This window comes from Halosolutus sp. DAT137, assembly GCF_059736405.1.
This window is the reverse complement of the sequence record NZ_JCAQID010000003.1, coordinates 1-21,675: the sequence shown is the minus strand read 5'-3', so window position 1 is coordinate 21,675 and position 21,675 is coordinate 1. Positions and strand designations below refer to the sequence as shown.

20 protein-coding genes are annotated in these 21,675 nt (G+C 63.7%); 10 read left to right on the top strand and 10 right to left on the bottom strand.

Annotated elements, in window-relative coordinates; genetic code table 11:
• Positions 1–160: 160 nt before the first annotated feature.
• Entirely contained in the window at positions 161–2,362 is a 2,202-nt protein-coding gene (locus tag AC6I6L_RS07505) for a heterodisulfide reductase-related iron-sulfur binding cluster (protein WP_497917125.1), read from the top strand.
• A 103-nt stretch (positions 2,363–2,465) separates the two neighbouring features.
• Here AC6I6L_RS07505 and AC6I6L_RS07500 read toward each other — a convergent pair whose 3' ends face one another.
• The 6 genes from AC6I6L_RS07500 to alaS all read right to left on the bottom strand — a co-directional run bounded on the left by AC6I6L_RS07500 (position 2,466) and on the right by alaS (position 9,449).
• A complete protein-coding gene (locus AC6I6L_RS07500; protein WP_497917124.1) occupies positions 2,466–2,903 on the bottom strand; it encodes a type II toxin-antitoxin system VapC family toxin in 438 nt (145 codons plus the stop codon).
• Entirely contained in the window at positions 2,900–3,187 is a 288-nt protein-coding gene (locus AC6I6L_RS07495) for a hypothetical protein (protein WP_497917123.1), read from the bottom strand. The genes AC6I6L_RS07500 and AC6I6L_RS07495 overlap by 4 nt, the downstream gene beginning before the upstream one ends.
• A 192-nt stretch (positions 3,188–3,379) precedes the next feature.
• Positions 3,380–4,126, bottom strand: coding sequence for a type 1 glutamine amidotransferase (locus AC6I6L_RS07490; protein WP_497917122.1), 747 nt, complete (start codon positions 4,124–4,126; stop codon positions 3,380–3,382).
• A 211-nt stretch (positions 4,127–4,337) separates the two neighbouring features.
• Positions 4,338–5,654, bottom strand: coding sequence for an AMP-binding protein (locus AC6I6L_RS07485; protein WP_497917121.1), 1,317 nt, complete (start codon positions 5,652–5,654; stop codon positions 4,338–4,340).
• 110 nt (positions 5,655–5,764) lie between these two features.
• Positions 5,765–6,547 (bottom strand): alpha/beta fold hydrolase, encoded by a 783-nt coding sequence (locus tag AC6I6L_RS07480; RefSeq protein ID WP_497917120.1) that lies wholly within the window; start codon positions 6,545–6,547, stop codon positions 5,765–5,767.
• Between the two features lie 127 nt (positions 6,548–6,674).
• Positions 6,675–9,449 carry an alanine--tRNA ligase gene (alaS, locus tag AC6I6L_RS07475; protein WP_497917119.1) on the bottom strand — a complete coding sequence of 925 codons (2,775 nt, stop codon included), beginning with the start codon at positions 9,447–9,449 and terminating at the stop codon, positions 6,675–6,677.
• Between the two features lie 277 nt (positions 9,450–9,726).
• Here alaS and AC6I6L_RS07470 point away from each other — a divergent pair, with 277 nt between their 5' ends.
• Positions 9,727–11,391 carry a sensor histidine kinase gene (locus AC6I6L_RS07470; RefSeq protein WP_497917118.1) on the top strand — a complete coding sequence of 555 codons (1,665 nt, stop codon included), beginning with the start codon at positions 9,727–9,729 and terminating at the stop codon, positions 11,389–11,391.
• On the opposite strand, the gene AC6I6L_RS07465 is transcribed toward AC6I6L_RS07470, so the two are convergent.
• Positions 11,388–12,374: a replication factor C small subunit gene (locus tag AC6I6L_RS07465; protein WP_497917117.1), complete on the bottom strand. Its 987-nt coding sequence runs from the start codon at positions 12,372–12,374 to the stop codon at positions 11,388–11,390. The two genes, AC6I6L_RS07470 and AC6I6L_RS07465, sit on opposite strands and share 4 nt — an antisense overlap.
• A 158-nt stretch (positions 12,375–12,532) precedes the next feature.
• On the opposite strand from AC6I6L_RS07465, the gene AC6I6L_RS07460 reads away from it, so the two are divergent.
• The 3 genes from AC6I6L_RS07460 (at position 12,533) to AC6I6L_RS07450 (ending at position 14,723) form a co-directional block, all read left to right on the top strand.
• A complete protein-coding gene (locus AC6I6L_RS07460) occupies positions 12,533–13,615 on the top strand; it encodes a bactofilin family protein (RefSeq protein ID WP_497917116.1) in 1,083 nt (360 codons plus the stop codon).
• A gap of 386 nt (positions 13,616–14,001) precedes the next feature.
• A complete protein-coding gene (gene samp2, locus AC6I6L_RS07455; protein WP_497917115.1) occupies positions 14,002–14,241 on the top strand; it encodes a ubiquitin-like small modifier protein SAMP2 in 240 nt (79 codons plus the stop codon).
• 131 nt (positions 14,242–14,372) lie between these two features.
• Positions 14,373–14,723, top strand: a complete 351-nt coding sequence (locus tag AC6I6L_RS07450) for a nuclear transport factor 2 family protein (RefSeq protein WP_497917114.1) — start codon at positions 14,373–14,375, stop codon at positions 14,721–14,723.
• 20 nt (positions 14,724–14,743) lie between these two features.
• Here AC6I6L_RS07450 and AC6I6L_RS07445 read toward each other — a convergent pair whose 3' ends face one another.
• Complete coding sequence (locus AC6I6L_RS07445) at positions 14,744–15,247, bottom strand: DUF2062 domain-containing protein (RefSeq protein ID WP_497917113.1); 504 nt, start codon at positions 15,245–15,247, stop codon at positions 14,744–14,746.
• A 101-nt stretch (positions 15,248–15,348) separates the two neighbouring features.
• Here AC6I6L_RS07445 and AC6I6L_RS07440 point away from each other — a divergent pair, with 101 nt between their 5' ends.
• Positions 15,349–15,780 carry a GNAT family N-acetyltransferase gene (locus AC6I6L_RS07440; RefSeq protein ID WP_497917112.1) on the top strand — a complete coding sequence of 144 codons (432 nt, stop codon included), beginning with the start codon at positions 15,349–15,351 and terminating at the stop codon, positions 15,778–15,780.
• Between the two features lie 64 nt (positions 15,781–15,844).
• Positions 15,845–16,207, top strand: coding sequence for a hypothetical protein (locus tag AC6I6L_RS07435; protein WP_497917111.1), 363 nt, complete (start codon positions 15,845–15,847; stop codon positions 16,205–16,207).
• An 87-nt stretch (positions 16,208–16,294) separates the two neighbouring features.
• On the opposite strand, the gene AC6I6L_RS07430 is transcribed toward AC6I6L_RS07435, so the two are convergent.
• The gene (locus AC6I6L_RS07430; protein WP_497917110.1) at positions 16,295–17,473 is read right to left on the bottom strand and encodes an aspartate kinase; all 1,179 of its coding nucleotides are present in this window, start codon (positions 17,471–17,473) and stop codon (positions 16,295–16,297) included.
• Positions 17,474–17,703: 230 nt separating this feature from the next.
• On the opposite strand from AC6I6L_RS07430, the gene AC6I6L_RS07425 reads away from it, so the two are divergent.
• Positions 17,704–18,147, top strand: a complete 444-nt coding sequence (locus tag AC6I6L_RS07425) for a hypothetical protein (protein WP_497917109.1) — start codon at positions 17,704–17,706, stop codon at positions 18,145–18,147.
• A 57-nt stretch (positions 18,148–18,204) separates the two neighbouring features.
• Positions 18,205–18,483 carry an ArsR/SmtB family transcription factor gene (locus AC6I6L_RS07420; RefSeq protein WP_497917108.1) on the top strand — a complete coding sequence of 93 codons (279 nt, stop codon included), beginning with the start codon at positions 18,205–18,207 and terminating at the stop codon, positions 18,481–18,483.
• Positions 18,484–18,528: 45 nt separating this feature from the next.
• Here AC6I6L_RS07420 and AC6I6L_RS07415 read toward each other — a convergent pair whose 3' ends face one another.
• Complete coding sequence (locus AC6I6L_RS07415; RefSeq protein ID WP_497917107.1) at positions 18,529–20,304, bottom strand: DNA-directed DNA polymerase II small subunit; 1,776 nt, start codon at positions 20,302–20,304, stop codon at positions 18,529–18,531.
• A gap of 131 nt (positions 20,305–20,435) precedes the next feature.
• On the opposite strand from AC6I6L_RS07415, the gene AC6I6L_RS07410 reads away from it, so the two are divergent.
• Positions 20,436–21,482, top strand: coding sequence for a S24/S26 family peptidase (locus tag AC6I6L_RS07410; RefSeq protein WP_497917106.1), 1,047 nt, complete (start codon positions 20,436–20,438; stop codon positions 21,480–21,482).
• The last annotated feature ends 193 nt before the right edge of the window (positions 21,483–21,675 follow it).

Sequence of the window (21,675 nt, the reverse complement as noted above, 5' to 3'; positions counted from 1 at the left end):
GCGGCTATTTAAGCCTGTTGCCAGATAGCGTCGGTCGCGAACGACCGGCCGGAGACGCTGATAAATACGTCCACCGTTTATTATTTTCGCCTGACGCCGCCGGGGTGGGAAGTTCGTACGCGTGACAAGAATTAAGGTGCGTCCCTCCGCGTGATAGAACATGAACGTTATAGCCCAGACGGAGGTGACGAGGGAAACCTACTGGGGGATCAGCGACACCGGCTACGCGCTGTTTTATCTCCTGGCGGCGATCGCGATCCTCGTCTTCCTCTACGGGGTGTACCAGCGCTTTGCGCGCTATGCGGCGGGTGAGGACGATCCGTTCGGTCGACTCGACGACCTGCCGGGCCGAATCGTCAGCGCGGCCAAAACCGTGCTCTCGAACGAGAAAAACTTCAACCGAGATCTCTACGGCGGGCTAATGCACTCGTTTATTCTCTGGGGATTTTTGACGCTCCTTATCGCGACGTCGATCCTCGCGTTCGAGGAGTACGGTACCAGCCTCTTGCTCGGCCTCCAGTTCTGGCAGGGTGACTTCTATCTCGGCTACCAGTTCATGGTCGACGCGATGGGACTCCTCTTCGTCGTCGGCATCGGGATGGCGATGTACCGCCGCTACTGGGTTCGCAACGAGCGCCTCTGGGATCGCCACACCTCGAACGAGGACGACATCTTCATCTGGACGCTGTTCGGTCTCGGCGTCGGCGGCTTCCTGCTCGAAGGCCTGCGCATCTACGCGACGGGCATGCCCGAACACGAAGTCGTCAGCTTCGTCGGCTACGGAATCGCGATGGTGTTCCAGGCGATCGATTTCCCGACGCTCGAAGCCTCGGTGACGGGCGCGCAGGGGTACGCCACGGCGAACTACCTCGGAGTTAACGCCGAGACCTTCCACTGGCTAACCTGGTGGTCACACTCGCTGCTCGCGTTCTTTTTCATCGCGTGGATCCCCTACGCCAAGCCGTTCCACATGATTTCCTCCTTCGCGAACGTCGTCGTCCGCGACGAGAAGGCGGGCAAGCGCCTGCCCAACGTCCCCGCGGACCTCGACGCAACTAACGCCGAATCGATCGACGACTTCACCTGGAAAGAAATCCTCGACCAGGACGCCTGCACCAAGTGCGGTCGCTGTTCTGCGGTCTGTCCCGCGAAAGCGTCCGATCGACCCCTCGATCCGCGAAACGTCATCCTCGACCTGAAACAGTACCGCGAAGAACTCGACGCCGGCAGCGAGGACAAACCGATCATCGCCGACGGCGGTACGAGCGTCATCAATGCCGAGACGATGGAGTCCTGTATGGCCTGCATGGCCTGCATGGACGCCTGCCCGGTCGAGATCGAACACCTCCAGTCGTTCACCCGACTCAACCGCCAGCTCACCGACCAGGGCGATGTCGCCTCGACCATGCAGGACGTCTTCCAGAACGTCATGCAAAACGGCAACACGTTCGGTGATCCCCAGCGATCGCGCGCCGACTGGGCCGACGACCTCGCGTTCGACCTCACCGACGCCCGCAAGGAGGACGTCGACTACCTCTGGTACGTCGGCGACTACCCGAGTTACGACGATCGCAACAAGCAGGTGGCTCGATCGCTCGCGACAATCCTCAAGGAGGCCGACGTCAGCTTCGGCATCCTCTTCGACGACGAGAAGTACGACGGCAACGACATCCGCCGCGTCGGCGAGGAGTTCCTCTACGTCGAACTCGCCGGCCACCACGTCGAGACCTTCGAAGACTGCGAGTTCGACAAAATCGTCTGTACGGACCCACACTCCTACAACACGTTCAAAAACGAGTACCCCGAGGTCGACTTCGCGGAGTTCGCCGACGACCCGATGATGCCCTTCGACTACGAGGAGCAGTGGAACGCAGACGGCGAGATCGACGTGCTCCACTGGACCCAGGCCGTCGAAGAACTCGTCGAAACCGGCGCGCTCGCCCTCGACGGGACGGAACTCGACTACACCGTCACCTACCACGATCCGTGTCACCTGGGCCGGTACAACGACGAGTACGAGGCCCCGCGAGACCTCATCCGTGCGACGGGCTGTACCCTCGACGAGATGCCTCGCAACCGCGACAACTCCTTCTGTTGTGGCGGCGGCGGCGGCGGCCTCTGGATGGACTTCGACGAGGAGCCGAAGCCGAGCGAGGAGCGCATCCGGGAAGCCCTCGAAGACACCGACGCCGCCTCCGGCGTCGAAAAGTTCGTCGTCGCCTGCCCGATGTGCATGACGATGTACGAGGACGGCCGCAAAACCGGCGGCTACGAGGACGAGATCGAAGTCGTCGACGTTGCAGAGTTGATCGTCGAAGCGATCGGTGTCGAGGAGACGACGGAGACGGCCACGGCGGAGTGACGACGACCGCGATCGATCGCTAATCAGATCGCAATTCAATGCCGGGTTTTCCGGGTGCTGCAACGTCGTGATCCAACGGGAGAGTCTCATCTTGACGACCGGTTCACGCCGAAACGTGTTCGGGATCGACCCGATCGACGATCCCATCGAAATCATCATCGAAGCTGAGTACAGCACCGATATCGTACGCATCCACGAGCGCTATCGAATTTGCATCGGTGAAACTGAGTGAATGGTTCTCGTACCGTTCGAACGTTTCGAGCGTTCGATTGAAGAGCGATTCGGTGACGTAGAGCAACTCGAACGCGTTCGGAAATGGATCACAGCCCCGTATTCGATCGCCGGCTTGTTTCGATGCACTGAATCGACCGGTACGCTGGCGAACCAGCGTCACGGTTTCGTCGTAGACGTATTCGCTCGTAAAGAGACGGCCGTATTCACCGGCGCTGACTCGATGGACCGCTCGGCGGGCGACACTGTGGCGTGGCGCATCGCGATCGTGGAGCGCATAGAAGACCCCAGTATCGATGAACAGACTCATTCGACGTCGTCACCGTACAGTGCGTCGTCAATCTCGTCTTCGTCGATCGGATTCCCGGATGAAACGGTCCCTGAGAGCAGCCGATCGATCTCGTTTTCAGACAGTCCATTCCATTCGTCACGGAACGAATCGATAAACTCGGCTCGTGACTCGTAGGCAGTATCGACTAGCCGTTCGAGCAATTCCTGTTGGGTCACCTTTCGGCCTGTCTCGAGTTTTATTTCCGCCTGTAAGCGCTCGAGACGGTCCTTCGTATGTTCGTCCATCTTTACGGAGGTCGCCATGCGCGTTCTACGGCCAGTAGAACAGTAAACGTTTCTACCAGGTATACTAGCCGCTGAAAATCAATGCACACCCGATCACAGAGCCCTCTTGCGATCGGGTGTGAATCGTTTCAGTCGTTACTATAGCACCGATTCGGCGCGATCGGCGAAAATCGCTCTCATCAGCCGAAATCGGCCGCTCAAAAGATGACGTTAGTCAGAACAACCGACGCCCGTCGAAGAATCAACGGTATCCGCACCGATCGCGACACCGTCGTCCACCGCCGTCACCTCGCGGACGAATTCGACGAAATTCTCGAAGACCTGTTTCGCCTCGGAGGCCCGCTGATAGTTTTCGTCGGTAATCTCGTCGAGGACCGATCGGCGTCGATCGTCGGAGAGGTCCTTTCGGTGGACGAGCTCGCGGGCGGTTTTCGTATCGTACTCGGGGTGAAACTGGACACCGAAGACACGGTCCTTGCGAAAGCCGTGATTCGAGTACTCGTTTTCCGCGAGGGGTTCCGCGCCCGGCGGCAGCGTTGCCACCTCGTCGGAGTGGCTCGTAAAGGCCGTAAACTCCCGATCGATCCCCGCGAACAGTCGCGTCTCCGAGACCTGCTCGATCGAACTGTAACCGACCTCGTAGACACCCATATCTGCGACGGTGCCGCCGAGAACGTCCGCAAGCAACTGGTGGCCCCAACAGACGCCGAGGAACGGAATTCCGCGATCGATCGCCTCGCGCACCCACGTCTTGGTGCGTTGCATCCACTCCTCGTTCCAGTAGATCGACGTTCGCGATCCCGTGACGACGGCGCCGTCGAACTCGAAGCCGTCGGGAACGGTCCCGTCAGTGACGTCGAACTCGGCCAGCGAGGCGTCGAGTTCGCGCCGGAAGTTTCGTGTCGTGTTCGCGTCCTCCTGGGCCGCGTTGAGGACGGCGATCCGAAGCTGACTCATCCTGTGCTACTCCCCGCTCGATATAAATAGACCTTCCGTCGCGATCGGTCGTTGCCGCAACCGTGGACGCCCCTACGGGGCGAGGAGACCGCCGTTGTGAACACAGTTGTCGATGGGGCGGCGGACGAGTCGAGTTGATCGCGATCATCAGAACTAGCGGGCGAACGAGCCGGACACGACCGCGGCAGAAACGATCTCCACGCCAGTGCGGTCATCGCGGAACGAAGGTTCCGTCCTCGGTTCGACGAAACGTCTCGTTCGTGTCGAACCAGCCTCCGGCGAATCGGCTGCGATCGATACCGGCGAGTGTTGCGCGTTCCGCCGACGAGGGGTCTCCCTCCCGATCTCCGGTACGGGAGTCGGATCGATCGCCTCCGGAGGGATCGCTGGCGTCAACGTAGCCGGCCGCGAGCACCGGCCCGGCCAGTTGGAGACGACCCTCGGCCGGCCCCTCGAGAACCGTCCCTCCGTCGTCGACGAGGCGAGCGCGACAGTCCGGAACGGGACGGCCGACACCCGCGTCCGGGACGGAAGACGCCCCCACAGGGTCCGTCTCGACCGACCGCTGCGTGGCGATCGAGTGGGCCAGCGCGATCGGACACTCGAGGCGGCCGTAAGCGCGACCGGCCGGAACGCCGCGGTCCACGTAGGCCTCCAGGAGGCCCCCCGGCGTGGACTCGTCACAGATCACCCGCCTCAGGCCGGCGATCGCGGCGAAGCCGTCCTCGGCCGCGAGCGCCCGAATCGCCGCCGTTCTGCAGGCGAGCGTCGTTATCGCGTACGCGTCGATCGCAGCCAGCGCGTCGCCCGGATCGAAGGCGCGATCGAGCACGGGGGTGCCGCCGACATAGAGAACCGGCAGCGCGACCCGGAACAACCCGTCGGGCGTCGAGAGCGGGGAACAGACGATCGCCGTGTCGTCGTCGGAGAGTCCCCACGTCACGGCGGCCGTGATGCAGTTCCACTCGACTGCCTGGGCCGAGAACCCGGCCACCGGACGCCCGGACTCGCCGTGGAGCGCAAGCAGCGGGACGGACGCTTTCAGGTTCTCGTCTCCGGAGGCGTCCGCAGGACGGTCGCCAGGTTCGGCTGTGTCCTCGAGCAGTTCCGCGAGCGCCACCGATCGATCGTACGGAATCGATCGAACCAGATCGCGCTGGGCGGCCTCGAAAACCACCAGATCGGGGTCGAGAGCGGCGAAGGGCCGTTCGACCGTCGCGGGCGTCAGCCGGTGTGAGATCGGGGCGAACGTCGCCCCCAGTCGACGGCACGCAAAGAGGAGCGCGAGCGAGGCGACGCGATTTCTCGAGACGAAACAGAGGGTGTCGCCGGCCTCAATACCGATCGCCGCGAGTCGGGTCGCGAAGTGGGTGACGAACGCGTCGAGCTCCCGATACGAGACGCGATCCTCGTGGACGGTTTTGGCAGGTGCGTAACGCCGTTCTTCGGAAATATCGATGATCGCAGTTCGGTCGGGAAAGCGATCGGCCCGGCGAGCGATCGAGAGCGTCACGAGTGTGACTTCCACTCGCAGAGACGTTATACCCGGGCACAGGCTGGCACGCACATAGGGTAGAACTCGGCGATCGATCCTCGAAAGGAGTCGACCACAGTGTACGAGGGCTCGGTTCGCCCCGCTCAGTCCTCGTCGGTATGAGCGTCGAGAAACCCGAGGAGTCGATCGTTGACCGTCCGCGAGTGCTCGATAGACGCCAGGTGACCCGCGTCGTCGAGTTCGACGAATTCGCCTCGTGGAAGTCCCCGTGCGAGGTCACGACCGGCAGCCGGTGGAACGAGTTCGTCGTCTGTCCCGTGGAAGACCCGCGCCGGCTGGGTCACCTCGACGAGCCAGTCGGTCGCGTCGAATCCGTCGAGTGCGGCGACCTGTGCGTCCCAACCCTCGCGGGCGGCGTCGCCGTCCGCCCGCCAGTCGACGATGCCGTCACAGACCTCCGGCTGAGCGTCGCGGAACGCGGAGGAGAACGCCGCCGAAAGCGAGTCGCGAAGCGCCTCGCGATCGTCCGGCGGGGCAAACAGGGGTTCGAGATCGAACGCCTCGCCGCGGGCAGTGGTTCCAAACAGCGTGAGCGTCTCGACCCGGTTCGTGGTTCGGGCCGCCACGAGCGCGACAGCACCGCCGAGCCCGCAGGCGACGAGGTGGGCACGCCGAATCTCGCAGTCCGAGAGTACCGCCTCCAGATCGTCGACGAGCGTGTCCATTGTGTAGGGTCCCGGCGGCGCGTCCGATCGTCCCGTTCCCCGGAGGTCCCAGGCGATCGCCTCGTAGGGACCGGCGACGGCCGCGTGTTGCCATCCCCAGGACCAGCCGCCGAGGCCGGCCTCGGGGACGAACACGACGGGGTCACCGCTCCCGTCGCGATCGTAGTACAGCAAAACGGAGCCGTTCGTTGCGGTGGGCATACTGGTACAGACGCAGGGGCTGGGAAAAGAACGCGACGGTCTCGATCGAATTCGGTACGCAAGGGTGGAGTCGGTGAGTCGAAGGGCGACCTACAGCACGATCAGGCGTCCAAAATCTGTCACATGATCAGGCGTCCAGAACCTGTCGCAACACGTCGGGGGCGTCCTCGAGCGCGTCGTCCAGATCGTCGACGTTGGGACCGCCGCCCTGGGCGAAGTCCGGCGGGCCGCCACCGCCGCCGCCGACTTTCGCGGCGAGTTCACCGACGACCTCGCCGGCGTTGACCCCGACACCGTCGGGGACGGCGACCACGAACTGCGCACCGCTCTCGCCGCTGCCGAGGACGGCGATCGTTCCCTCTTCGACGAGCGCGTTCGCCGTCGCGCGGAGTTCGTCCATATCGGCGTCGATCCGGTCGACGATCGCCGTCGTCTCCCCGACCTCGACCTCCTCGCCGCCGCCACCGCCGCCGGCGCGGGCGGCCGCGAGCTGTTCTTTCAGGTCGTCGATCTGCTTGCCCCGGCCTTTCCACTCCTCGAAGAACCGTTCGGCGGTCTCGGGCACTTCCTCGGGGGCGACGTCGAGAACCTCGGCCGTCTCGTAGAGGGCGTCTTCGGTGCGCTGAGTCGCCTCGATCGCGGCCTCGCCGGCCGCGAAGGTGAGGCGTTCGACGCCGTCCTGGATGCGCTCGGCGTTGAGCACCTTGATCGCGCCCACGTCGCCCGTCCGGGCCACGTGCGTGCCGCCACAGGCCTGAACGTCGTCGTCGACGTAGATCAGCCGGATCTGCTCGCCCGGCGGAATGCCGCCCTGGTAGAGATCGAAGCCGTGTTCGGCCTCGGCGTCGTGGCGGTCGGGCCATTCCTGGGTGACCGTCGTGTTCTCCATGACGATTTCGTTGGCGAGGTGCTCGATCCGTTTGACATCCTCGCGATCGATCCGCTGGTAGTGGCGCACATCGATCCGGGAAGAGTCGACGCCCTTCTGGGCACCGGCCTGGCGGATGTGGTCGCCGAGGACCTGTCGAGCGGCGTGGACGACGATGTGGGTCGCCGTGTGGTGGCGCATAAGCTGGCGGCGGCGGGTAGCGTCGACCTGTCCGTTGACGAACTCACCCTTGCCGGGGTTCTCGTCCGTTCGGTGGCGGACGACGCCGCCTTCGATCTGAACGTCCGTGACCCCGACGGTGGTGTCGTCGGTCGAGAGCGTCCCCGTGTCGGCGGGCTGTCCTCCGCCTTCGGGGTAGAACATCGTCTGATCGAGGACGACGTCGTAGCCGTCCTCGCGCTCGAACACGTCGAGCACCACGGCCTCGAACTGGGTTCGCTGTTGGTCGTCGTAGTAGAGTTTCTCCGTTTCCGGGAGGTCACCGAAACGTTCGTCTTCCTCCTGATTCGCCGTCTCGGCGGCCTCGGGTGTCTCCTGGCGTTCCGCGACGAGGCTGTAGAAATCGTCCGGAACGTCGACCTCGGCACCGACTTCCGCGGCGATTTCCGCGACCATATCCGGCTGAATGCCGTGGGAGTCGTAGAGTTCGATCAGCTCCTCGGTCGGAATCGGCTCGTCCTTCTCGGCGTACTCCTCCGCGAGGCTCTCGACTCGGCGGCCGCCTCGTTCGAGCGTTTCGCGGTACTTTTCGACCTCGGTCCGGACGATGTCGCGAATGGTATCGCGGTTCTCGTACGCCAGGCGCTCGGCCTGCATATCGACGAGTTCGTCGAGCGGCGCGTCGACGCCGACGTTGTCACAGAGGCGCTTCGTGCGCCGGAGCACCATTCGGGCGAGATAGCCCGTGCCGACGTTCGAGGGGACGATGCCATCACCGAGCATGTAGGCGAGTGTGCGGCAGTGGTCTGCGATCGCGTAAATATCCTCCAACGGTTCGACCAGCGTTCGGAGTTCGTCGGTCGAGACGCCGAGTTGGGCGGCGAGATCGTCGCGGGCGGCTTCGACGTCGTCGACGTCGTCGATGTCGAGTTGGCCCGACAGTCGGGCGGCGCGGCTGACGAGTTCGGTCTCCTCGTCGGTGTACTCGATCCCGGCGTTGTCTTTCAGGAACGAGATCATCTCGGGGTAGATCGCCTCGTAGACCGTCGCCGTTCCCTGGCTCATCCAGGTCCACCGTTCTAAGCCGTAGCCCGTGTCGACGACGTAGGTGTCCATGTAGGAGTAGCGGTTCCCGTCTTTGAGTTCGTACTCGCCGTCGGGGTCTTGCTCCATGCACATGAAGACGAGGGTGGCGAGTTCGAGGCCCTTGTAGATGACCTCGATCGCCGGCCCGGCGTTGCCGCCGCCGACCCACGGGTCTTCGATGTAGGTGACCTCGGTGATGTCCGCGCCCAGGGAGTCGAGCAGGTCGTCGCAGAGTTCGACGGTTCGGTCTTTCCAGTACACCTCGCCCTCGTAGGCGTACTCGTCGTCGGCGTCCTCGCGCACGTTGAACGCGTGGTGGGCCATCATCTCGAAGGCCATCGTGTGTCGACCCGTCTTCCCGACGTTGTCGATGTCCTGCATTCGGATGCACGGCTGGGAAATGGTCAGCGGGTTCGCCGGCGGCGGCGTCTCGCCGCTCGTCACGAGCGGCTGGAAGTCGTAGATCGACGCCTGCGTCAGCAGAACGTCGTCGCGCCAGCGGTTCGCCGCGACGGGGTAGGGGTCGATCCGCTCGTGGCCGTGGTCTTCGAAAAACGAGAGGAACGCCTCGCGCATCTCCGCCAGACTGTACTCCTCGGCAAACCCGGGGTCGTCGATGAAATCGTACTCCGCACACGGCGGCTCCCCACAGGTTTCTCGATCGTGATCGCGCGTCCAGAAGTGCGACCCGCAGTCGGGACACTCCTTTCGCTCGAATCCTTCCACCTCGAAGTACTCGAGGCGGTATTCCTCCGCCAGTTCACTCATTGTACCTGTTTGGCCAGCCAGCGGGTAAAACAGTTCCGCAACGCCTATTTCGGCCGATCGACAGTCGCATTTTCGACCAACAGCGGCCGAACCGCGGCGGTATCTCCGACAGTTCCGCCCACCTGACTTTCTTCAGAATACACGCACGTTGCGATCGTCTCCGCGGTTGCGGCTCAGAATCTAAGCGACAGTTGCGACTCAGGGTCTGAGTTCACCGGTACCTACTTAACCCTGTTTGCTGGCTGTTTGGACGAAAACCCGCTGCCCCCCGTCTCGAATGACCGATATCGTTCTCTACGTCGCGGCAACCGAATCCGAGGCCGCCTCGGGAGCAGCGGCACTAGAACGAACGACGGCGGCGCTCGTCGCCGTGCCGGCAACCGCGATCGAAACGGTCCGCGAGCGCGCGCCGGCGGCCGACTGCGTTGTGTTCTCCGGGACGCCCACGACCACGGCGGGTGCACACCTGCTCGACGTGATCGACGCCTGCGAGACCACCCCGCTGGTGCTCTACACTGAAGCGGCGTACGGCCCGACGACCGCTCGCGGAACCGACGGTATCGACGGCTACGTCCGCCGAGACGGCGATCGAGCCACGCCACACCTCGCAGACGAAATTCGATGGGTGTGCCACGACCCGCCGGACGCGAGAGCCGACGGAACCGAGTCCGACCCGATCCCGATCGGACCGGTCACGCGAGCGGAGAACGCGGGTGCAAACGGCGCAAATGCGGATTCGAACACACGCGCTGGGCCCGACCGGGATCGGCTCTCGACGTTGCTCGAGGCCGTCCCCGACCCCGCAATCCGGTTCGCAATCGACAACGCGGAGGACCTCCTCGTCCGAGACGCCAATACGGCTTTCGAGCGCGTCTTCGGTGACGATCCCGACTCCCTTCGCGGAACACGACTCACAACCCACCCCGCCCTCGAAGCGATCGCCGAAGTAGTCACGGTCCCCGACGATCGAGATGCTGGAGGTGCTCCCCTTCACATCGTCGACCACTGCCGAACGGACGACGGCCGGCGGACGATTCTCGTGACCGCCGTGCTCGACCGGGAGCGGAACACCGGATTCGCGACGGTCAGAGACGTCACCGACCGGAAGCGACGGGACCGGGTGCTCGACGCAGGACAGGAGCAACTCGCGGCGTTCGAGGAAATCGTCGATCGCGAGCTTCGCAATCAGCTCAACCTCGCCCAGGGCTACCTCGAGGTCGCACGCGAGACGAACGATCTCGACCACGTTGTAGAGGTCGAAGCCGCCCACGATCGGCTCGCGGAGACGATCGACACCCTCTCGGAGCTCTCGCGGCGACGGGAGGTGATCGCGACCGTCGAACCGGTCGCTCTGCAGGACGTCGCCCGCCGCGCCTGGGCGCGACTAAACGACCCGGACGACCGCACGCTCCGCGTCGAGGACGATCGACTGCTCGAGGCGGACAAAGAACGGGTGACGGACGTGTTCGAGCACCTGTTTCGGAGCGCCGGTCCCGGCGTCGACGATTCCAGGGCGGGGACTGATTCCGAGCCCGCAACGATCCGCGTCGACACCTGTCCGGACGGGTTCGTCGTCGCAGACGACGGTCCCACCATTCCGGCCGACGAGCGGGCTGCCCTCCTCGAGTCGGGAACCGAGTCCGCCGACCGGCGCGGCTACGGCTTCGAGATCGTCCGGCGAATCGCCGAGGCACACGGCTGGTCGGTGTCGATCGCCGCTCGCGACGGCGGCGGAACTCGCATCGAGTTCACCGGTGCCGCAGTCGACGAAAAGGACGTGTTTTCTGACCCGGCACCCGGTCTCGAGCGCTCGCTGTCCGATCTCGAACGCGTCATGTCTGACCTCGAGTGTCCGCCATCTGGTCCAGAACACTCCGAGTCCGAACTCGAATGCGAGGCGTTCGACCCGAACTGGAGCGAAGCGAACGGCGAAGTCGACTAATCGTCGATCGCCAGCGAGGCCAGCAACGCCTCGAGCTGGAGGCGTTCGTTTGCTCCTTCGGTGATCCGATAGTCGGCTTCGCCCAGCCGTTCGAGCAACTGAACCGTCGCCTGTTCGGGGATGTCGAACTGCCAGGCCGATCGGTGGAGCTGATCGATCACGTCGCCGCCAGCGAGGCCGCGATCGGTCAACAGATCTTCGAGCGCCGCCCGTGCGGCCGTGAAGTCGCCGTCGATCGCGTACTCGACCATCGCCTCGACCTCTTCGGGCCGGGCGGTCGAGGTGAGCGCGAAGACGGTCTCCTCGTCGACCGTCTCGCCCATCACGGCCGCCGCCTGCAGGGCGTTGATCGCCTTGCGCATGTCGCCGTCGGCCGCGTAGACGAGCGCGTCGACGCCGTCGTCGGTCAGGCCGATTCCCTCTGTTTCTGCGATTTCGCGCACCTGGGCCTCGATCGCGTCCTCGGAGAGTTCGGTAAACCGGAAGACGGCACAGCGAGACTGGATGGGGTCGATGATCTGGCTCGAGTAGTTACACGAGAGAATGAATCGAGTATTGTTCGAGAACTGCTCCATCGTCCGGCGCAGTGCTGACTGCGCGTCGCTCGTGAGGGCGTCTGCCTCGTCGAGGAAAATAATGCGGTGGTCGTAGCCGCCGAAGGACGATCGTGCGAAGTCCTTGATTCGATCGCGGACGACGTCGATCCCGCGCTGGTCGGAGGCGTTGAGTTCGAGGAAGTTCTCGCGCCAGTCGTCGCCGTAGACCTCGCGAGCGATCGCCTGAGCAGCGGTCGTCTTTCCCGTACCGGCCGGCCCCCCAAACATGAGGTGGGGGAGGTCGTCCTGCTCGACGTAGCGCTTGAGTCGCGGGACGATGTTCTCGTGGCCCTTGATCTCGTCGAGCCGTTCCGGCCGGTACTTCTCGATCCAGACCTCGGTCTTGCCGGGTGTCGGCTCCGCCGCCTCGGCGTCGGCCTCGCTCATATCGCCCGCAAGGGGCGGCCGGCAGATAAATCGCCCGAAGGTACGGCTGAGCGATCGGTAGCCCGACTCGGTTGTCATCAGTATCAGCGCTGGCGAACACTCACGGCGTCTGATCGGAGCGGTAGCCGTTTTTGCCGATCGGGCGTGTAGTCAACGGTATGACACGCTCGAGACGGCTCCGGGCGATCCTGACGATCGCGATCGTCCTCGGGATCGTCGCCGGAACGATCGCCACCGCCGTACCGGTCGCCGCGGCACAGGAGTCAGGAGTCAGTGGCACGATCGTCGTCGAGGAGGGCGAGACGGTCGACGAGGTCGAGGCGTTCGCCGGGAACGTGATCGTCCGCGGCACCGTCACCGGCGACGTGAGCGCCTTCGCGGGGAACGTCCACATCGACGGCGACGTCGGTGGCGACGTCGAAGCGGTCGCCGGTAACGTCGAAATTACCGGCACCGTCGACGGCGACGTGAGCGGTGCGGGCGGCAACATCGTCCTCGCGGAGGGGGCGACGATCGGCGGTTCGCTCGAGGCGGGCGCTGGCACCGTCGAGATCGACGGCACGATCGAGGGAGACGCCGCGATCGGTGCCGAGACGATCCGGCTGGGAGAGAACGCGGCGATCGAGGGCGACCTTCGCTACGGCGGGACGCTCGAGGGGAACACCGACGCGGTCGCGGGCGAGGTCACCGAGGAATCCCAGTTCGGTGTCGCGACCGAGCCGACGGTCCAGCCGTTCGCGGCGTGGCTCTTCGCCGCCTACGCTTTCCTCGTAAACCTCCTGCTCGGCGCGATCCTGCTCGCCTTGTTCCCCCGCTTCTCCGATCGCGTCGCCCATCGCGTCGCGAGCGACCCGGTCAAAAGCGGGCTTGCGGGCCTGGGCGTCCTCGTCGGCATCCCCATCCTGCTGATCGCGATCGCGATTACGATCGTCGGCATCCCCGTGAGCATCTTCGGCGGCTTCCTGTTCGGACTCCTGGTATGGGTTGGCGTCGTCTACGGCCGGTTCGCCGTCGCCGCGTGGCTGCTCTCGTTCGCCGGTCTCGACAACCGCTGGCTCGCGCTCGTCGTCGGCCTGCTCGGTGGCGCGATCCTCGGCCAGATCCCCTGGGTCGGCGGCCTGCTCAACCTCGTGATCTTCCTGCTGGGACTGGGCGCGCTCTCGATCGGGCTGTACACCAGTCGCCGCCGACAGGGTGAGTCTCCCACCTCGGCTCGCACTACCGGTCCGGCTGCTGAGTAAGCGGTTGCGTATACGATCGGGATCGAGAGTCGTCGCTGCTCGCGGCTCCCGACGGCGTCCGATCCGCTACCAGCGGTTCTCGGTCACTCTGCTCACGGGTCACTGCGTTCCCCGTTCGCATCCCGCGGTTCTCGCTCACTCCGTTCGCTCACGGGTCACATTCGTTCCCCGTTCGCATCCCGCGGTTCTCGCTCACTCCGTTCGCTCACGGGTCACATTCGTTCCCCGTTCGCATCCCGCGGTTCTCGCTCATTCCGTTCGCTCACGGGTCACATTCGTTCCCCGTTCGCATCCCGCGGTTCTCGCTCACTCCGTTCGCTCCGAACCGCGCTCGCTCCGAACCGCGCGACCGACGCGCTCAAGAACGCCCGCTCGTAACCACGACCATGCACGTCACCGTCGACATCAAGGGCGAGGATACCCACGAGTTCGATCTCGACGCGGTGGCGACGAAAGGCGATCGGGAGCCGACGTACGCCGATCTGCTTCGAGCGGTCGACCTCAGCCCTCACGAGGTGAGCGTCCTCGTCGAGGGTCGTCCCGTCCCCGAGGATCAACCGGTGACAGCCGAGCGCGTGACGGTGTTGAGACTGATCAAAGGCGGATCGTCGGGAATCGATCCGTAGCAGGTTATCACCGATCGCAGCCCCACCGACGATCGCGTCGAACCCATCTGCCCCGGCAGAACCGTTATAGTCCGTCTTGTGGAACGAGTAACACGCTCGCCGGCGACGGAGACGAGCGAGCGGAGATTACAATGAGTTCGACAGAATCCGTTCTGGACCACCACCTCGACGCCTTCGGGACTCAGGATCTCGAGGCAGTCATGGCCGACTACACCGACGAATCGACCGTTGTCACCAACATGGGGACGTTTCGCGGCCTCGACGAGATCGAAGAGCTGTTTACGGGACTGTTCGAGGAGTTCGACGATCCCGACGCCTCGATCACGATGGAGGAAACGATCGTCGAAGGCGAGTTCGCCTACATCATCTGGCACGCCGAAACGCCGGAGAACGTCTACGAGTTCGCGACCGATACGTTCCACATTCCCGACGACGTGATCGTCTTTCAGACGTTCGCGGGGAAGCTCACACCCAGAGAGTAACGGCCGGCCGATCGATCCGACTACGGCTCGAGCGCCTCGTCGACGATGTCCTCGACGGCGTCGTCGATCGTCGCGGCGAGTTCAGTCGCGGCGTACCGGGCGGCGAGTCGGTAGACGACCACGTAGCTGACGACGGTCGCGATCACTGCCAGGATCAGGTTTCCGACGAGGAGTCGGACGACGATCTCCGAGCCCGCGCGCATCGACACGTCGGCCATCGTAATTCCCTCGATCGGGCCGAGGAGAACCATCCCGAGCGTGAAACTCGAGGCGTAGACGCCCCACTTCACGAGCGGATTGAAGACGACGACCGAGGCGAACAGCGCGATCTTGCTAACCGACTCGAAGAGGTACGCGATCACCAGAAACACGAGGACGCCGAATCCCAGCGTCGGTAACATGGTGATGAACGCACCCACTGCGAAGCTCCGTGCCGTCTCCTCTGGCGTGTGATCCTCCGCGAACGCACGCTGTAGTTCCGACCGAATCTTCGCTGCGTGCCGACCGACGGCGGCGCGTCTCATACGATCCAGGTATTTGCAAGCAGACCCCATGAAAACATCGACGCGCCGGGCGAAATCGATGCGTTGTTTGTCCGCGCGAACCGACGCTCGTACTGAGTCTGATGTACGTCCGTCTCGCGACCCCCAACGACGTTCTCGACGTTCGGCGCGTCCTCGACGCGGCGATGCTCGAACCGGGCGACGTCGAGGAACGGATCGCAACCGGTGACGTCTTCGTCGCCGGCGATCGACGCGGCGGGACGGACAGAGCGGCGGCCAGCGAACGAGACGGCTCCGAGCGAATACTCGGTACGCTCGTCCTCGCGCCCCGCGATCGGGGGGGCCACGTCGCCGCGATCGGCGTCCGGCGTCGCCACCGGGCGCGCGGACTCGGCCGCGCGCTGATCGAGCGGGCTCTCGAACGCGACGGTCGACTCACGGCACGGTTCGACGACGGAGTCAAACCGTTTTACGAATCCCTCGGGTTTACGATCGAACCGATCGACGACGAGCGCCACCGCGGAATCCTCGAGACGACCGACCACCCAGCGTAAGGTCCGTTTACGATCTGAATCCGCCTGCGACCTTTATCACCGGCAACGTGGTACGTCGGTGCGCATGGCGCTACAACGGATGCTACGCGGCGATCCCTCGCGGAGTTCGAAACTCTACCTCGCGATCGGCGGTCTCTCGCTCGTCAAAGCGATCGCGGTACGCAACGACAGAGAGCGGTTCCGACGGGAACTGTTCGACGCCGGTCTCTATCTGGGAATCGGACTCCTCTTGCGACAGTACGGTCGGATTAAAGCCCAAAAACAGGCCGAACTAGAATCACAGCTTCCGAACTGGCTGACGGGTGGCTCCGCCGACCACCCTTCGTTCTTGCGATCGCTCGCGAAAGAACGTCTCGGCGGCTCCGCCGAACCGGCCCCGGAACCGTCGGTCACCGATCGCGCTCGACGTGTCATCGTCGGTCGGTAGCACACCTCCGAGTTCGAAGGCGTATGTCGACGGTCGATCGGCGTCTCCGGCCCTCGAGCGGTCGATCGAGGAGCCGTCAGATCGCCGTTAGAACAGGTGCTGGGTCAGTTCGAGCGTCTCCTCTCGATCGTCCCAGTCGACGAAGATGGCGACGCTGGTCGCGCTCGTGATGATGTCCTGAACGTTGATGCGCGCGTCGGCAAGCGGGTTGACGATGTCGCTGACGACGCCCGGCTGGTTCGGGAGTTCGCCGCCCGTCACGCGGACGACGGCCATCGGTTCGTCGACGGTGACGCTCGAGAGTTCGTCTCGTGCGATAACTTCGCGATGAAGGATGTTCTCTGCGCGTTCGGCTTCCTCCTCGTCGATGTAGAACGTCACGGTGTCGAGACCGCTCGCGACGGCGTCGATGTTGACGTCGCTCTCGCTGAGCGACTTCGAGAGGTGGTGGAAGACGCCGGGCTGGTTGCGGATCGCCCGGCCGGCGACGGTGAGACAGGCCAGCGGACGCTCGCGGAGGTCGACGAGATTCTGGAACTCGCCTTCGATGCTGGTCCCGCCCGACAGCAAGTCTCCGTGCTGGTAGTGGACGACGCGAACGTCGAGTTTACCGTCCTTGTACGACAATGCGGAGGGAGCGACGACCTCGGCCCCGCGAAACGAGAGGTTCCGCAGTTCGTCGACCGAAATCTCACCGACGTTTCGCGCCCCTTCGACAACGTTGGGATCGCCGGTCATGACGCCCTCGACGTCGGTCACGATGACGACCTCGTCGGCGTCCATGTACTTGCCCATCATCACCGCGGTGGTGTCGCTGCCGCCGCGGCCAAGGGTGGTGATCGAGCCATCCGGACCTTCCGCGAGGAATCCGGTGATAACTGGCACCGTTTCGTCGAGTTCTGCAGCGACTTCCCCGGCGCGTCGCTGGGTCTCCTCGACGTTGACCTCGCCGTACTCGTCAGTGACGACCGGCCAGTCCTCGCTTCCAGGTTCGAGGAACGTCGCGTCGATACCCCGGGCTGAAAGCGCCGCTTTGAGCATCCGGACGGAGGTCCGCTCGCCCATGCTGACGATCTGTGCCCGATCGGCGTCGTCCGTCTCGAAGGTGATCTCGTCGAGCAGTTCGTCGGTGGTCGATCCCATCGCGCTCGCGACGACGGCAATCTCGTGGCCGTCCTCGACGGCCGCGGCGATCGAGTCGGCCGCCCGGTTGATTCGATCGCCGCTGCCGAGACTCGTGCCGCCGAACTTGGCTACAACGCGCATCGTCGCACCTCGGAATAGATAGCGTTCGGTCGCGTACCTGTGGCGTGGCTCATATGCCAGTTCGTTACCAGAGCGAGCAAATAACTGTGTCCCATCGTCCGCGAGGGAATCGAACCGAACTGCAACCAACTGTCACAGCCGAGCGAACGAACTGACACCGAATCGTGATCGCCCGTCAGGCGGGAACTGCGGGCGGGATTTATAATCGTGGGTAGCATTACCACACGCAAATGAACGTACGGGATGCACTCGAAGCCGACGCCGACGCCCTCGCGTCGATCGCGAACTCCCCGACGGACGTGATGCGGAATCTCGTCCACGATCGGACGGTGCGCGTCGCTGAAGACGGGCCACGCGACCCGAACGAAGACGTCGGCACGTCCCAGTCCCAGTATGACGGGTCCGATCCGGAAGACCTTCTCGGATTCATCAGCTTCGACGCGCGAGAGGATACGGTCCACGTCACCCAGCTAGACGGGACGGCCGAGGCCTGCAAGCGGTTGCTCGCCGAGCCGGTCCGGTTCGCCGAACGGGAGTCGATGGCCGTCGAGATACTGGCGACCCCGGATACAGACCGGGTCGAACGGGCCGCCGAGGACCTCGGCTTCGAGAAACAGGGTCGCGGCCCCCGATTCAACGGCGCACAGACCGTTCGGTTTCGACTGGAACCGTAGGTCCGCTCACAACTCGCGTCCAGAGAGGCCGGAGAGCAATTCGCAGCGTCACAGCTTGTGTCGAAACGATCGGAGCGCGTTCTCACCGACTACACACGAGAGATTCTCACTGCGCTCAGCGACGGTCACGCGACGGCAGCCGAACTCACCGAGCGATGTCGTAGCTCGAAAGTGACGATTTACCGTCGGCTGAACCGACTCGAGGACGCCTCGCTGATCGTGTCGAAAACACGGGTCCGTCGAGACGGCAACCACTGCAAGGTCTACCGGCCCGCGATCCGCGACGTGACGATTTCGCTCACCGACGACGGGTTCGACGTGACGATCGATCCGTAGCGAGGTCGGACGTCTGCGCGGTGGATCGAACAGAAGATACGACTATCAACTGAACTTCTGGACCGTCACGTCGAGCGTGTCGAGATCGACGATCGGGGCGAACCCGGCGTCGGGGTCGATATTGACGCTCTTCTGAAAGTCGGTCTGTGACTGCCAGCAGCCCGAGTTGATCGCGAGGACGTTGTGGTATTTTCCGAACCCGAGTTTGTGGACGTGGCCGGTGTGAAAAATGTCGGGTACCTTGTCAATGACGAGGTAATCCTTTTCTTCAGGCGCGAGTCGGGTGTGGCCCCCGAACTGGGGCGCGACATGGCGTTTCTTCAGCAGCTGGTACATCGCTTTGTGGGGTTCGTCGTAGCTCGCTTTCTCCTCGGGGAGTTCCGCGATCACTTCGTCGAGGCTGACGCCGTGGTACATCAGCACCGAAACGCCCTCGATCGTCACCGTCGACGGGTTACTCACGATCTGTGGATCGTGGGCTGACATGATCTCCCGAAGGTTCTCATCGAAGCCGGGCTGGGGTTCGGCGAGTCGCACCGCGTCGTGATTGCCGGGGATCATGACGACCTCGATGTCGCCGGGAATCTGTTTCAGGTGCTCGTTGAACGCCTCATATTGGTCGTAGATGTCGACGATATCGAGTTCCTCGTCCTGGTCCGGATAGACGCCGACACCCTCGACCATGTCGCCCGCGAGCAGCAGGTATTCGACGCGTTCGCCCGCCTCGCTGTGGAGCCAGTCGGCAAATCGATTCCAGGCGTCGTGCATAAACTCCTGACTTCCGACGTGAACATCGCTGATGAGCGCCGCCTGAACGTGGCGATCCGCCGTCGACGGCTCGTGCGTCCGGGGAACGTCCGGGAAGTACATCGAATCGACGAAGGCGATTCCGGAGTCATCTGCCAGCGTCCCCTCCATCGCTAGCACCTCATCACAGAGCAGTTCTTCGACGAGGTCGGCGTACTCCCGATCTTTCATTACGAGCCACGGAAACGTCCCGGTCGCATCCTCGAGTTCGATCAGCCAGTGACCGCTCGCCGTCGAACGAACGTCGTTAACCAGTCCGACCATCGCGGCCTCGCTGCCGCCGGGCATCGACTGGATCGCCGTCGCCGGCCGGTGGTTTACTCGCCCCCTGAGACTGGATCCCAGCCGATCGAGTCGGTCCCGAAATACCGACACGAAGTCTGTGTACTCGCCGGTTCCCGTACTCTGGCCGGTCATGTCGTTGCTGATCTCGAGTGAGCGCAACGCTGGATCGACCGATCGATCGGCCGCCGAGTACCCCTTCGTTTCACCTGGAGATCGATTCCCAAGTTCGCCCGACGATGGAGGGGTGTTTCCAGTTGAAATAGAGGGGTCTTGCCCAGAGGGGACAGTAGCAGACCGACCCGTCTCGATCGAGTCAGAAGCGTCGCCAGAGTGGGCTTCGCCGCCTTCACCACCGCCTCGAGTAGTAGGGTCGGGGTCCGACGGCGTCAGTGTCGCCTCCGCCGACGAGGATCCGGAGGCTGCTGTCCCCTCCGCGAGATCGTTTGCACCCCCCTCCGCGAGATCGTTTGCAGCCTCGTTTTCCGCTTCGTCTGCGATCGCCTTCGGTTCGGGTGTCAACGACGATTCAGGCTGTTGACTCGCGTCGAGTGCGGTGTCAACGTGGTCGGTCGTCACGACGAGAGCATCCTCCGACAGCGTCTCGAGAATCCGCCCGAGGACTGCGTGAGGATCCTCCGCGGAAGCGATACGCGTCACGGCCTCGCGTTCGGCGTTGTATCCGCGGCTGGTGAGTTCGCCAACAATCCGAGCGGGACCCTCGAGTGGCACAGACACTGCATTCGGGACTGCGATAAAAAGTATAGCGGATCCCCAACCAAGAGACCGATCCGGACAGAACGCAGCGGTCAGAACTGATTCGAGCAGAAGGTTGATTGCTGGCCGTAGCAAAACACCGGACGATGAGCGGTCCCGACTCCGGAGATTCCGTCGACGATCGATCCGGTGACGACGCAGGTCATCGCGACACCTCGCCGTCAGGGGAGGCCGATACTCCGGACGAGACGGATGGAGACGAGATCTCGGTACGCCCGACCGACGGCCCGAACATAGGAGACGACGACCCTCGGAACCGAACCCATCGTGATGCCGGGAGTGTGACTGACGATCGCGCGATGCGATCCCATTCGGACGGCAAGTCCTCCGATCGCGGCGCGTCGGATGACCCCGCTGTGACGATCGAAGACGACGGGATCGTTCGCTGGTTGTTGAAAACCGACGACGGAACCGTCGTCGTCGCTCGCGACGTTCTGAGCAGCGTCGCCGTCGTCGCGCTTATCGGCCTCCTGTTGTTCGGTCTGAGTGGAATCTGGCCGCCGCTGGTCGCCGTCGAAAGCGGGAGCATGGAGCCGAACATGGAACGCGGTGATCTTATTTTCGTCGTCGACGACGGTCGATTCGTCGGTGACGATCCCGCCGACGGAACGGGCGTCGTCCCCCTCGAGAACGGCGAGACGAACGGCCACGAGAAGTTCGGCAACGCCGGAGACGTGATCGTCTTCAGACCCGACGGGAGCGAGCAGCGAACGCCGGTCATCCACCGGGCACATTTCTGGGTCGAAGAGGGCGAAAACTGGGTCGACACGGCCGACGACGAGTACCTCGGCGGTGCGAGTTGTGCGGAGGTCCGAACCTGCCCGGCCGACCACGACGGCTTCGTGACGAAAGGTGACGCCAACAGAGGGTACGACCAACACCGGGGCGGTGCCAGAACCGACATCGTCAAACCCGACTGGGTCACCGGGAAAGCGATGTTCCGCGTTCCGTATCTCGGCCATGTCCGCCTGACCTTCGATTCGATTCTCGGCGGAATCGTCACGCCATCACCCTCGATCGCAAGCGCCGGGCCGGGCGGATCGGGATCGGCAGCGATCGGAGCCGTCGGTGTTGTGGGTGCCACGACGACTGGACTCACCGCGGCCGTTTTCGTCACACGGCGACAGTTATGATCGATCGATTCCGTTAGTTCTCGAATCAGTCGAATCTGTTAGTTCTCGAATCGAAAACCGGTCGAACCCCTCAGTTCTCGAATCGAAAACCGGTCGAACCCCTCAGTTCTCGAATCGAAAACCGGTCGAACCCCTCAGTTCTCGAATCGAAAACCGGTCGAACCCCTCAGTTCTCGAATCGAAAACCGGTCGA